Genomic DNA, 13454 nt, shown 5'->3' with positions numbered 1-13454 from the left:
CATGCGTATTTGTGGAAAGATGAAAGGGAAGGGTGCGGCTGGAGCCGGGAGGCTTCACTCCTCTTCGGAGTGGGCCGGAACGGCCTGGCCATGCGCGCGCCAGATCTCGGCGCCCTTGCGTGCCAAGGGCTTCAGATCCTCGGCCCGACCCGCATCCATCATCTCGAACAGCCGGTCGCGCATTCGCGGCTCCCAGAACGAGCGCAGATGCTCGGCCACGCGTTCGGCGCGGGTGCCCTCGGCCTGGCTTTCAAAGAAGGTGGCGATCTGGTTCGCCATGTAGACGAGCTTTTCGTCGGTGGTTCTAGAGGACATGGGCGCTCCCTATGCGGGCGTGATGGGTAAAGATGCGGGTGCCGTGGCGGTTGTGGGTGACGAGCGCGATACCGGCCTCCTCGGCCAGCCGCACCGCATGGGCGGTGGGCTGCGAGACCGAGAGCATCACCGGCGCGCCGATCATCGCGGTCTTCTGGACCATCTCCAGCGACAGCCGCGAGGTCAGCACGATCGCGCCCAATGCCGGATCGGTCCCGGCGGCCGCCATCGCGCCCGCCAGCTTGTCGAGCGCGTTGTGCCGGCCGACATCCTCGCGGGCGAGCACGATGCCCCGTCCAGGCACGTAGAACCCGGCCGCGTGGACCGCGCGGGTTTCGTCATGCAGCGGCTGCCGCGCGCGCAACCCGTCGAGCGCCGCCGCGATCTCCGACGGGGCCAGCACGAGATCGGAGGCGGGCACGGCGCGCACCTCGCGCGCCGCCTGCGCGAGGCTGTCGATGCCGCACAGCCCGCAGCCCACCGGGCCGACCTGCGCCCGGCGGCGCGCATCGAGCGCGGCCTGCCGGTTCTCGGGCAGCCAGATCCGGGCCTCGATGCCCATCGCCTGTTCGATGATCTCGACCTCGCCGATCTCATGCGCTTCGGCGAAGCCCTCGGTGATCGTGAAGCCGCGCGCGAAATCCTCGATATCGGCGGGAGTGGTCATCATCACCGCCTGGGTCGAGCCGTTGTAGACCACCGCCACTGGGGTCTCTTCGGGCAGCGAGACGGGGGCGGCTTCGGCCGCCCCCGTGTCATAAGCCGCAACCCGCCTGTAGGGATGCAGCCCGCCGCTCATTCCGCCGCCGGCAGGATGCGGCGCGATTGCTCGGCCTGCGCGTCGTAGTCCTGCTGCCACTCGGAGGGGCCGTTCGACGGGCTGACCTGCACCGCCGTCACCTTGTATTCCGGGCAGTTGGTCGCCCAGTCCGAGAAGTCGGTGGTGATGACGTTGGCCTGCGTCGTCGGGTGGTGGAAGGTGGTGTAGACCACGCCGGGGCTGACCCGGTCGGTGACCAGCGCCCTGAGCGACGTCTCGCCCGAACGCGAGGCGAGGCGGACGTAATCGCCATCGCGCACGCCGCGTGTCTCGGCGTCGTGCGGGTGGATCTCCAGCACGTCCTCCTCGTGCCAGCGCGAGTTCTCGGTCCGCCGGGTCTGCGCGCCCACGTTGTACTGCGACAGGATCCGCCCCGTGGTGAGCAGAAGCGGGAAGCGCGGGCCGGTCTTTTCATCCGTCGCCACGTATTCGGTGCGGATGAAGCGCCCGCGACCGCGCACGAAGCCGTCGATATGCATGAGCGGCGTGCCCTCGGGCGAAGCGTCGTTGCAGGGCCACTGCACCGAACCCTTCTCCTCCAGCAGCTCGTAGCTGACATTGGCGAAGCTCGGCGTCGTCGCCGCGATCTCGGCCATGATCTGCGCGGGGTGGGTATAGGTCCAGCCGCCGCCCATCGCGTTCGCCAGGAGCTGCGTCACCTCCCAATCCGCGTAGCCGTTCTTCGGGGCCATGACCTTGCGCACGCGGTTGATACGGCGCTCGGCGTTGGTGAAGGTCCCGTCCTTTTCGAGGAAGGTCGAGCCGGGCAGGAAGACATGGGCGTAGTTCGCGGTCTCGTTCAGGAACAGGTCCTGCACGATCACGCAGTCCATCGCCGCAAGGCCCGCCGCCACGTGCTTGGTGTCGGGATCGGATTGCAGGATGTCCTCGCCCTGACAATAGAGTCCCTTGAAGGTGCCGTCGACGGCCGCGTCCAGCATGTTGGGGATGCGCAAGCCGGGCTCGCTGTCGAGCTTGACGTTCCACAGGCTCTCGAACACGTCGCGGACCTCCGAGCCCGAGACGTGCCGGTAGCCCGGAAGCTCGTGCGGGAAGGAGCCCATGTCGCAGGAGCCCTGCACGTTGTTCTGGCCGCGCAACGGGTTCACGCCGACGCCGCGCCGACCGATATTGCCGGTCAGCATGGCGAGGTTGGCGATGCCGATGACGGTGGTCGAACCCTGGGAGTGCTCGGTCACGCCGAGACCGTAATAGATCGCGCCGTTGCCCCCCGTCGCATAGAGCCGCGCCGCCTCGCGCAGCTCCTGCGCGGGCACGCCGGTCAGCATCTCGACCGCCTCGGGCGCATGACGCTCCTTGGCCACGAACTCCACGTAGTCCTGGAACTCCTCCCAGTCGCAGCGGGTGCGGATGAATTCCTCGTCGTAGAGCCCTTCGGTCACGATCACATGCGCCATGGCGGTGACGATCGCGACGTTGGTGCCCGGCCGCAGCGCGAGGTGATGGGCCGCCTCGATATGGGGCGATTTGACGAGGTCGATCCGGCGAGGATCGACGACGATCAGCTTCGCCCCCTCCCGCAACCGCTTCTTGAGGCGGCTCGCGAAGACCGGGTGGCCGTCGGTCGGGTTGGCCCCGATGACGACGACCACATCCGTGTCCTCGACCGAATCGAAATCCTGCGTCCCGGCCGAGGTGCCGTAGGTCTGGCCGAGGCCGTATCCCGTGGGTGAGTGGCAGACGCGGGCGCAGGTATCGGTGTTGTTGTTGCCGAAGACGGCGCGAGCCATCTTCTGGACGAGGTAGGTCTCCTCGTTGGTGCAGCGCGACGATGTGATCACGCCGATCGACTTCTTGCCGTATTGCTCCTGGATGCCACGCATCCTTTTCGCGGCGAAGCCGATCGCCTCGTCCCAGGACACCTCGCGCCACGGCTCGTCGATGCTGTCGCGGATCATCGGGTTGAGGATGCGGTCCTTGTGCGCGGCATAGCCATAGGCGAAGCGGCCCTTGACGCAGCTATGGCCGCGATTGGCCTTGCCATGCTTGTAGGGCGTCATCCGCACCAGCTCGTCGCCGCGCATCTCGGCCTTGAACGAGCAGCCGACGCCGCAATAGGCGCAGGTGGTGACGACCGAGCGGTCGGGCGTGCCGATCTCGATCACCGACTTCTCCTGCAGCGTCGCGGTCGGGCAGGCCTGCACGCAGGCGCCGCAGGAGACGCAGTCCGAGGTCATGAAATCGTCGAGCTTGGTGCCCGCCGAGACCCGGCTGTCGAAGCCGCGACCCTCGATGGTCAGCGCGAAGGTGCCCTGCACCTCTTCGCAGGCCCGCACGCAGCGCGAGCAGACGATGCATTTGCTGGGGTCGTAGGTGAAGTAGGGGTTGCTATCATCCTTGGGGATGAATTGCGGGTTGTTGATCCCGACAGGGTCGCGCAGCCGCGCCTCGGCCTGGCTCCGCGCGCCGGTGCCCGAGGGGTCGTAATGGTTGTCCCCGGGCGTGTAGCGCACGTCGCGCAGGCCCACCGCGCCCGCCATGTCCTGCAACTCGCAATCGCCATTGGCGCCGCAGGTCAGGCAGTCGAGCGGGTGGTCGGAGATGTAGAGCTCCATCACCCCCTTGCGGAGCTTCTTGATCTTGGAGGTCTGGGTGTGGACCACCATGCCCTCGGCCACCGGGGTGGTGCAGGAGGCGGGGGTGCCGCGACGGCCCTCGATCTCGACCACGCAGAGCCGGCAGGAGCCGAAGGCGGCCATGTTGTCGCTGGCGCAGAGCTTGGGCACCTGAATGCCCAGCTCGGCCGAGGCGCGCATCACGCTGGTGCCCTCGGGGACCGTGACCTCGAAGCCGTCGATGCTCAACGTCACCATGCTGGTGGAGGTCGAGGCGGGCGTGCCCATGTCGCGGTCGTCGTGCAGCCCGGTGCCGCCCGGACCGTCAAAGGGGATCAGAAAGTCTTTCATTCCGCCGCCTCCTTGGCATTGGCATGGAAATCGTCTGGGAAATGGGTGAGCGCCGACATGACGGGGTAGGGGGTGAAGCCGCCCAGCGCGCAGAGCGAGCCGTCCTTCATGGTATCGCACAGATCGGTCAGCAGCGGGATCGCCGAGGCGTCGCCCCGTGCAATGCGGTCGACCGTCTCGACCCCACGCACCGCGCCGATCCGGCAAGGCGTGCACTTGCCGCAGCTCTCGACTGCGCAGAACTCCATCGCGAAGCGCGCCATGCCGAGCATGTCGGCGGTGTCGTCGAATACCACCACGCCCGCATGGCCGATCAGCCCGCCCTCGCCGTCGAACTCCTCATAGCCGAAGGGGGTGTCGAACAGGTCGCGCGGGAAATAGGCCCCGAGCGGCCCGCCGACCTGCACCGCCTTGACCGGGCGGCCCGAGGCGGTGCCGCCGCCAATCTCGTCGACCAGCGCGCCCAAGCTCGTGCCGAAGGCGGTCTCGAACAGACCGCCGTACTTCACGTTGCCGGCGATCTGGATCGGGATCGTGCCGCGCGAGCGCCCGAGACCGAAGTCGCGGTAATGCGCCGCGCCCTTCTCGAAGATCACCGGCACGGTGCCGAGCGAGATGATGTTGTTGACCACGGTGGGCTTGCCGAGGAAGCCCTCGATCGCCGGGAGCGGCGGCTTGGCGCGCACCACGCCGCGCTTGCCCTCGAGGCTGTTGAGGAGCGAGGTTTCCTCGCCGCAGACATAGGCGCCTGCGCCGACGCGGACCTCCATGTCATAGGCGAAGCCGGAGCCGAGCACCGAGGCGCCGAGAACGCCGCGCGCGCGGGCGATGCGGATCGCCTCGTTCATGGTGTGGATCGCTTCCGGGTACTCCGAGCGCAGGTAGATGTACCCCTTGGTCGCGCCGACGCAGATGCCCGCGATCGCCATGCCCTCGATCAGGCTGAAGGGATCGCCCTCCATCAGCATCCGGTCGGCGAAGGTGCCCGAATCGCCCTCGTCGGCATTGGCGACGATGTATTTCTGGTCCGCCTCGGCGAGCCGGACCGTGTCCCACTTGATGCCGGTCGGGAAACCGGCGCCGCCGCGACCGCGCAGTCCCGATTCCTTCATCTCGTCGATGATCGCCGCGCCGGTCATCTCCAGCGCCCGGCGCAGCCCCTTGAGCCCGCCATGCGCCTCGTAGGCATCGAGAGACAGCGGATCGATCACGCCGACGCGGGCAAAGGTGAGGCGGGTCTGCCGCTTCATCCAGTCGATTTCCTCGGTCGGCCCGAGGGCGAGGGCGTGATCGCCCCAATCGGCATCGAACAGCGCCTGCACGTCGTGCGGCGTCACCGGCCCGAAGGCATGGCGGGTGCCATCCTTCTCGATCTCGACCATCGGCTCCAGCCAGAGCATCCCGCGCGAGCCGTTGCGGATCAGCTCGACCTCGATTTCGCGGATCTTCGCCTCGGCCAGTACCGCCTCGGCGACCTTCTCGGCATCGACCGCGAGGGCGGCGGCGTCACGGGGGACGTAGATCTTCAGCTTGCTCATGCGCCGACCTCCGAAAGCAGGGTTTCGAGCCGCTTCTCGTCGACGCGGGCCACGACGCGGCCGTCGATCATCGCGGCGGGGCCGGTGGCGCAGAGGCCGAGGCAATACACGGGCTCAAGCGTCACGCCGCCATCGGCGGTGGTGCCGTGCCAGTCGACGCCGAGCCGCGCCTTGGCCGCGGCCTCGACGCCGTGACCGCCACGCGCCTGACAGGCCTCGGCGCGGCAGATCTTGACCATGTGGCGGCCCGCCGGCTCCTCGCGGAAATCATGGTAGAAGCTGACCACGCCATGCACCTCGGCGCGGCTGATGTTCAGCCCTTCGGCAATGATCGGCAGCGCCTCCGGCGGCACGTAGCCCCATTCGGCCTGCACAGCGTGCAGGATCGGCAGCAGCGGCCCCTCAAGTTGCGCGTGATCGGAGAGAATCGCGCCGAGGCGCGTCTCCAGATCGACGGGGGCTGGCGGTGTCGGCATTGGCTGGCTCCTCCTCGAGTCGTCCGCGCATACAACTGCATGCTCACGCCCCGGATCAATATCGCTGTTCCGTGCCGCGATAGAGAAATCCTATCATGATTTGTCGAAGCGTCGGGCCTCGGCGAGCAGGGCCGTCAGCAGCGGCGTGTGCGGCTCGCGCCAAGCCGCGATCAGCCCGATCTCATGCGCGGCATCGGGGGCGGTCAGGGGGCGGGCGACCAGCGGCTGCCCTTCCAGAAAGATCGCCGCGCCGCGCTCGGGCAGGATCGTCACCCAGCCGGTGGCGAGCACGTGGCTGATCAGCACAATGGTCGAGTTGGTCTCGACCTTGGGCGCAACCTCGACGCCAGCGGCCCGCAGATGCCCGGCGATGATCCGGCGGTTCTGCATGTCGGGTGTGAGCAGGCACAGCTCGACCTGCGCCAGATCGCCCCAGCGCAGCCTGTCGCGATCGGCCAGCGGCGCGTCGGCGCGCATCACCGCGACATAGCGCTCGGTATAGAGCGGCACTGTGACGACCCGGCCCAGTGGCTCGTTGTCGAGATAGCCGATCCCGGCATCGGCCTCATGATCCTCGATCGCCGCCAGAAGCTGGGTGGTGGTGGCCGAGCGGATGGAAAACCGCATCCTCGGATGCGCGGCCGAAAAGCGCGAGGTGAGCTGCGCCACCGCGCCCAGTGCCGTCGGGATGACCGCGAGCCGCAGCACGCCGGTAAGCCCCTCGCGCGCGGCGCGCAGCTCCTCCTTCATGCCCTTCACGTCGCCCGAGATGCGCCGCGCCCAGTCGAGCACGCGCTCGCCCTCGGGGGTCAGCCCCTGAAAACGCGAGCCCCGCCGCACCAGCATCACCCCGAGCTGGTCCTCGAGCTGGCGGATCGCGGCCGAAAGCGTGGGCTGCGTTACCCCCATCGCTTCGGCGGCACGGCCGAAATGCCGGGCCTTGGCAAGCGCCAGAAACGCCTCGAGCCGCTCGATCATCGCAAGCCCTCCGTGCCGAGGCGAAGCGGTCCCAGGACCCCGGACCCGTCGGAGCCGGAAACCGCCAGCGGGGCCGGGCGGGATGTCGTTCCAAGCGGCATGTGCCGCGCTTCCGTTGCCCGTGCGAAATCCGGGGCGGAGTCGGTCGGATAGGATGTCATCTGGCGTGTTCTCCCGCCCCGGAACTAGCGCTTAGGGAGGGCCGTGGCGAGAGCCGGCAGATTTTCGCTGTCCGCGATTGATCACAATTTCCGGATGCTGGCGCGGGAAATGAAACGTGAAGTTGCCGTGCGGTCGGGTTTGCCCGACATGATCTATGCGAAAGCGGCGGGATTTTCGCCATAAGGTTGCTCATCTTGCCTGACCCTGGGGAAATTCGACAGGTCTGCTGTCGCATGGTCATGCCGCGAATAGTCTTGCATTGCAGGGCCTATCGCAAAAGGATCGTGCCACAACCACGCCCGCAAAGGGCGGACGTCCATCCGGCGCGGCCTCACCCGCGCCTTTTACACAGGGATGATCTAATGACCTTGAAGACCCGCCTTCTCGCCGGTGCGGCGCTGATTGCCATGGCCGGCGCCGCCCATGCCGAAAGCCACGCGATGATGGAGCACCCCGAGACCGGGGAGAAGCTCGCCGCCGACCAGAGCTTCACCTACCGCGTGCTCGACGAATTCCCGTCGATCGACCCGAACCTGATCGAGGATGTCGAGGGCTCGGCGATCGGCCGCCAGCTGTTCGAAGGCCTGATGAACCAGGACGAGAAGGGCGAGGTGGTGCCGGGCGTGGCCACCGGCTACGAGGTCTCCGAGGATGGCCTGACCTATACCTTCACCCTGCGCGACGACGCCAAGTGGTCGAACGGCGAGCCGGTGACCGCGAATGACTTCGTCTATTCCTGGCAGCGCGCCGCCGACCCGGCGACCGCCTCCGAGTACCAGTGGTACATGGGCCTGATGAAGATCGCCAATGTCGACGAGGTGATCGCGGGCGACATGGAGCCCTCCGAACTCGGCGTGAAGGCGATCGACGACCACACCCTCGAGGTGACCCTGTCGCAGCGTCTGCCCTATTTCCCGCAGATGGTGACGCACACCACCACCTTCCCGGTGCCCAAGGCGACCATCGAAGAGCATGGCGACGCCTGGACCCAGCCCGGCAACATGGTGTCGAACGGCGCCTACGTGCTCGAGGACCGCGTCCCGCAGGAGTACATCACGCTCAAGAAGAACCCGGAATACTGGGACTCCGAGAACGTCATCATCGAAGAGGTGAAGGCGCTCATCATCAACGACGAGAACCAGGCGCTGACCCGCTATCTCGCCGGCGAGTTCGACCAGACCGACGTGCCCGCGGGCCAGTTCCCGCGTCTCGCCGAGGAGCACCCGACCGAGGCGATCTCGGTGCCGAACCTGTGCACCTACTACTACAACCTGAACGTCTCCGAGAGCGGCCCCGAGGCGCTCAAGGATCCGAAGGTGCGCGAGGCGCTCTATCTCGCCATCGATCGTGACGTGATCGTCGAGAACGTCGTCGCCGGCGGCCAGAAGCCGGCCTACACGCTGACCCACTGGGCCACCGCGGGCTTCGAGGTTCCCTCGGTCGAGGCGGCGCAGATGAGCCAGCAGGAGCGCAACGAGCGCGCCAAGGAACTCTTCGCCGAGGCCGGCTATGGCGAAGGCGGCGAGTCGCTCTCCTTCGACCTGCTCTACAACACCTCCGAGTCGCACAAGCAGGTCGCGACCGCGATCGGCCAGATGTGGAAGCAGACGCTGGGCGTCGACATCTCGATGGCCAACATGGAGTGGCAGACCTTCCTCGAGGAGCGCCACAACAAGAACTACGAGATCGCCCGTGCCGGCTGGTGCGCCGACTACAACGAGGCCTCGTCGTTCCTCGACATCATGGACACCAACTCGTCCTACAACGACTCCGGCTTCAACAACGCCGATTACGACGGGCTGCTGGCCGAGGCGAAGACCGCCGAGGATCCGCTGCCGCTCTACACCCAGGCCGAGGAGATCCTGACGCAGGAGTTCCCGATCCTGCCGATCTACCACTACGCCACCGTGTTCATGATGGATGACACCATCAAGGGCTACCCGCTCGAGAACGCGCAGGACAACTGGTACGCCAAGGATCTCTACCGCGTCGCGGAAGAGTAAATCCTGATGTGACGACAACCGCGCCCCCTGGCCGTCGCGCCGGGGGGCGCGATCCATTTCCGCAGGCTGCGGAAACGAGGTATCATCCCCCATGCTGAATTACGTTCTCAGGCGCGTCGCCGTCGCGATCCCGACGATCCTGCTGCTTGTCGTGATCTCCTTCGTGCTGATGTATGCCGCCCCCGGCGGCCCCTTCAATTCCGAACGCCCGCTGCCCGCGCAGGTCATGGCCAATATCGAGGCGCGCTACGGGCTCGATCAGCCCTATTGGAAGCAGATGGCGAACTACGTCTGGAACGTGGTCGTGCATTTCGACTTCGGCCCCTCGTTCCAGTACCGCGACCGCACCGTCAACGACGTGATCGCCCAAGGTTTCCCGGTGACGCTCACCTACGGGTTCTGGAGCTTCATCGTCGCCCTCGTGGTCGGCGTTGCGCTCGGCGTCGCCGCGGCGATCCGGCACAATTCCTGGCTCGACTATCTCGCCGTCGGCATCTCGATCGGCGCGCAGGTGCTGCCCAACTTCGTGATGGCCCCGATCCTCGTGCTGGTCTTCACGCTGTGGCTCGGCTGGCTGCCGGGCGGCGGCTGGCAGGGCGGCCAGATCGAGTACATCATCCTGCCGGTGATCGCGCTCTCGACCTCCTACATGGCCTCGATCGCCCGGATCACCCGCTCGTCGATGCTCGAGGTGCTCAATGCCGGCTTCATCCGCACCGCGCGGGCCAAGGGCCTGCCGACCAGCCGGATTATCTGGAAGCACGCGATGAAGCCGACCATGCTGCCGGTGCTCAGCTATCTCGGGCCCGCCTTCGTCGGCATGATCACCGGCTCGGTGATCATCGACGTGTTCTTCTCGACCGGCGGCATCGGCCAGTTCTTCGTCAACTCAGCCTTCAACCGCGACTACTCGGTCATCATGGGGATCACCATCCTCGTCGGTGTGCTGACGGTCACGTTCAACCTCGTGGTCGATCTGCTCTACGCATGGATCGATCCGAAGATCCGCTACTGAGGAGGGGTCCCATGTCGCTCAATCCCGATCCCGACACCGCCGACCGCCTGCTCGCCGCGCAGGCCGCCGCCGAGGTCAAGGGCCGCTCGCTGTGGAAGGATGCGCGCCAGCGCTTCATGCGCAACCGCGCAGCCGTGGCCGGTCTCGTGGCGCTGGTGCTGATCTGCATCTTCGCCTTCTTCGGCGGGTTTCTCGCCCAGTACGAACCCGACTACGTCGATTTCTCGCTGATCGGCTCCAATGCCACGCAGGGCGTGCCCTCCTTCGAGACCGGGCATTACTTCGGCACTGACAGCTCGGGCCGCGACCTCTATGCGCGGACCGTGCAGGGTACCCGGATCTCGCTCCTCGTCGGCATCGTTGGCGCTGGCGTCGCGGTGATTGTCGGCACGCTCTACGGCGCCATCGCGGGCTATCAGGGCGGGCGCACCGACGGCGCGATGATGCGCACGGTCGATATCCTGATGTCGGTGCCTTACATGTTCGTGCTGATCCTGATGCTGGTGATCTTCGGCCGCTCGATCCTGATGCTGTTCATCGGCATCGGCCTGATCTCTTGGCTCGACATGTCGCGCATCGCCCGCGGCCAGACATTGACCATCAAGGGCAAGGAGTTCGTCGAGGCGGCGCATGCCACCGGCGTCCGGCCGATGACGATCATCCTGCGCCACATCGTGCCGAACCTTCTGGGCCTCGTCATCGTCTACGCCACGCTGCTCGTGCCGCAGATGATCATCACCGAGAGCTTCATCAGCTTCCTCGGCCTCGGCATCCAGGAGCCGAACACCTCGCTCGGGGCGCTGATCTCGAACGGTGCCAGCAACATGCAGTACGGCGTGATCTGGCAGCTTGCCTTCCCGCTCTTCTTCTTCGTCATCACCCTCTTCGCCTTCTTCTTCGTCGGCGACGGTCTGCGTGATGCACTCGACCCCAAGGATCGCTGATGGCCCTGCTCGACATCGAAGACCTCCGCGTCACCTTCACCACCGGCGATGGCGAGGTGAACGCCGTCAACGGGGTCAGCTTCTCGGTGGAGGAGGGCGAAACCCTCGCCATCGTCGGCGAGAGCGGCTCGGGCAAGAGCCAGACCGCCTTTGCCGCGATGGGGCTCTTGGCGCGCAACGGGCGCGCCACGGGCCAGATCCGCTATGACGGGCGCAACCTGCTGGAGCTGAAGCAGAAGGAGCTGAACCGGGTGCGGTCCGAGGAGATCGGCATGATCTTCCAGGACCCGATGACCTCGCTCAATCCCTACATGCGGATTTCCGAGCAGATGGCCGAGGTGCTGACCCTGCACAAGGGAATGACCAAGCGCGACGCGATCGCCGAGGCCACGAAGATGCTCGACGCGGTGAAGATTCCCGATGCCAAGAACCGCATCACCATGTTCCCGCACGAGTTCTCGGGCGGGATGCGGCAGCGGATCATGATCGCCATGGCGCTGCTGTGCCAGCCGCGGCTCCTGATCGCCGATGAGCCGACCACCGCGCTCGACGTGACGGTGCAGGCGCAGATCATGGAACTGATGGCCGAGATCCGGCAGGAGTTCGGCACCGCGATCATCCTGATTACCCATGATCTCGGCATCGTCGCCGACACCTGCGAGCGTACGCTCGTGATGTATGGCGGCCAGATCATGGAGACCGGACCGACCGACACGCTGTTCGAACGGCCAACCCATCCCTACACGCTGGGTCTGTTGCGCGCCGTGCCGCGCATCGACCGCGACGACGAGACGCTCTCGACCATCGCGGGCGAGCCGCCGGACATGTCGCGGCTGCCCAAGGGCTGCCCCTTTACGCCGCGCTGCGCCTGGGCGCATGGGCCGTGCCCGACGGTGCGCCCCGAGCTGCTGCCCGCCGAGGGCTATCCCATGCTGCGCCGCGCCTGCCATGCCCCCGTCGAAGAGGTGAAGTGATGACCGATCCCAAAGACGACAAGTTCACCGAGGCCGAGGGCCGCGACGAGGCGGGCGATCCGATCCCCGCCGCGCCCCCGGCCTCCGGCACGCCGGTGGCGACGCCGCCATCGCCCGCGCCGGCCGAGGTGGCGCACAAGGGCGCGCCGGTCGCGGAGCGGGCCGACAATGGCGGTCGCCCCGACCGCACCGGCCAACTCGCCGCGCCGATCCTGCGGGTCGAGGACCTGCGCGTGGCCTTCGACATCCGCCCGCGTGGCGCCTGGCCCTGGACGCCCTCGAAGAAGCTGCACGCCGTCGGCGGCATCAGCTTCGACCTCGCACCGGGCGAGAGCCTCGGCGTGGTGGGCGAGAGCGGCTCGGGCAAGTCGACGCTGGCGCGCGCCATCGTCGGCACCATCGCTTCGACCGGCGGCCGCATCGAGTTCGAGGGCCAGGACCTCGCCTCGATGTCCGAGCGCCAGCGCCGCGTCCACCGCAAGGACGTGCAGATGGTGTTCCAGGACCCCCTAGCCGCGCTCAACCCGCGCATGACGGTGGGCGACATCATCGCCGAGCCGCTGATCACGCACGAGCCCAAGACGCCCCGCAAGGAGGTCCGTCGCCGCGTGGCCGAGCTGATGGAGCGGGTCGGGCTGCTGCCGAACCTCGTGAACCGTTATCCGCACGAGTTCTCGGGCGGCCAGTGCCAGCGCATCGGCATCGCCCGCGCGCTGATCCTCAAGCCCAAGCTCTTGATCTGCGACGAGCCGGTCTCGGCGCTCGACGTCTCGGTGCAGGCGCAGGTGGTGAACCTCCTGAAGGAACTGCAGCGCGACATGGGGCTGGCGATGATCTTCATTGCGCATGACCTCTCGGTCGTGAAGCACATCTCCGACCGGATCGTGGTGATGTATCTGGGCCGGGTGATGGAGGTGGCCAAGTCCAAGGCGCTGACCACCAGCCCCGAGCACCCCTATACGCAGGCGCTCATCGCGAGCGTGCCGATCCCCGACCCGGTGCTGGAGCGTAAGCGTCAGCGCCCGGTGCTGGGCGGCGAGTTGCCCTCGCCGATGAACCCGCCCTCGGGTTGCGTGTTCCGCACCCGTTGCCCCAAGGCGCATCCCGATTGTGCCGAGGGCCTGCCGCCGATGCTCGATCTGGGCGACGGCCACCGCGTGGCCTGTCCCTATCACGAAGAGCCCAGCGTGCTCGATTCCGCGCGGCAGATGGCGGGCTGATCGACATCCCGGCCGGCCCCTTGCAGGGCCGGCCGGGATTCCGCGTCGATGCTGGAGTCGGCGCAGGGCAGGGAAGGCCCTG

General features: G+C 67.1%; 11 protein-coding genes. 5 read left to right on the top strand and 6 right to left on the bottom strand.

The genetic code is table 11. From position 1 onward, the window contains the following. Positions 1–54 precede the first annotated feature (54 nt). The 6 genes from ACRAQ3_RS11330 to ACRAQ3_RS11305 form a co-directional block, all read right to left on the bottom strand. Entirely contained in the window at positions 55–315 is a 261-nt protein-coding gene (locus ACRAQ3_RS11330) for a formate dehydrogenase subunit delta (protein ID WP_269396125.1), read from the bottom strand. Next, on the bottom strand, positions 305–1114 hold the full coding sequence (gene fdhD, locus ACRAQ3_RS11325) for a formate dehydrogenase accessory sulfurtransferase FdhD (RefSeq protein WP_432254689.1): 810 nt from the start codon (positions 1112–1114) through the stop codon (positions 305–307). Before fdhD ends, ACRAQ3_RS11330 begins: the two co-directional genes overlap by 11 nt. Next, positions 1111–4062: a formate dehydrogenase subunit alpha gene (gene fdhF, locus ACRAQ3_RS11320; protein WP_432254688.1), complete on the bottom strand. Its 2952-nt coding sequence runs from the start codon at positions 4060–4062 to the stop codon at positions 1111–1113. Before fdhF ends, fdhD begins: the two co-directional genes overlap by 4 nt. Then, entirely contained in the window at positions 4059–5591 is a 1533-nt protein-coding gene (locus ACRAQ3_RS11315; protein WP_432256281.1) for a formate dehydrogenase beta subunit, read from the bottom strand. The genes fdhF and ACRAQ3_RS11315 overlap by 4 nt, the downstream gene beginning before the upstream one ends. A gap of 5 nt (positions 5592–5596) precedes the next feature. Then, positions 5597–6076: a formate dehydrogenase subunit gamma gene (locus ACRAQ3_RS11310; RefSeq protein WP_085895578.1), complete on the bottom strand. Its 480-nt coding sequence runs from the start codon at positions 6074–6076 to the stop codon at positions 5597–5599. 93 nt (positions 6077–6169) lie between these two features. Next, positions 6170–7054: a LysR family transcriptional regulator gene (locus ACRAQ3_RS11305; protein ID WP_432254687.1), complete on the bottom strand. Its 885-nt coding sequence runs from the start codon at positions 7052–7054 to the stop codon at positions 6170–6172. Positions 7055–7578: 524 nt separating this feature from the next. Between ACRAQ3_RS11305 and ACRAQ3_RS11300 the strand changes: the two genes are divergently transcribed. From ACRAQ3_RS11300 to ACRAQ3_RS11280, 5 genes are all read left to right on the top strand, one after another. Beyond that, the gene (locus tag ACRAQ3_RS11300) at positions 7579–9219 is read left to right on the top strand and encodes a peptide ABC transporter substrate-binding protein (RefSeq protein ID WP_432254686.1); all 1641 of its coding nucleotides are present in this window, start codon (positions 7579–7581) and stop codon (positions 9217–9219) included. A 91-nt stretch (positions 9220–9310) separates the two neighbouring features. After that, on the top strand, positions 9311–10234 hold the full coding sequence (oppB, locus tag ACRAQ3_RS11295) for an oligopeptide ABC transporter permease OppB (protein WP_432254685.1): 924 nt from the start codon (positions 9311–9313) through the stop codon (positions 10232–10234). Between the two features lie 11 nt (positions 10235–10245). Further along, positions 10246–11178 carry an ABC transporter permease subunit gene (locus ACRAQ3_RS11290; protein WP_269396119.1) on the top strand — a complete coding sequence of 311 codons (933 nt, stop codon included), beginning with the start codon at positions 10246–10248 and terminating at the stop codon, positions 11176–11178. Further along, positions 11178–12152: an oligopeptide/dipeptide ABC transporter ATP-binding protein gene (locus tag ACRAQ3_RS11285; RefSeq protein WP_269396118.1), complete on the top strand. Its 975-nt coding sequence runs from the start codon at positions 11178–11180 to the stop codon at positions 12150–12152. The genes ACRAQ3_RS11290 and ACRAQ3_RS11285 overlap by 1 nt, the downstream gene beginning before the upstream one ends. After that, positions 12152–13372, top strand: coding sequence for an oligopeptide/dipeptide ABC transporter ATP-binding protein (locus ACRAQ3_RS11280; protein ID WP_432254684.1), 1221 nt, complete (start codon positions 12152–12154; stop codon positions 13370–13372). The genes ACRAQ3_RS11285 and ACRAQ3_RS11280 overlap by 1 nt, the downstream gene beginning before the upstream one ends. Positions 13373–13454: the final 82 nt, after the last annotated feature.

Origin of the sequence: Limimaricola sp. AA108-03, from assembly GCF_050847355.1 — a bacterium.
Lineage (GTDB): Bacteria > Pseudomonadota > Alphaproteobacteria > Rhodobacterales > Rhodobacteraceae > Limimaricola.
Note: the sequence above shows the minus strand (reverse complement) of the source record. Positions and strands in the feature narration are given on the sequence as shown.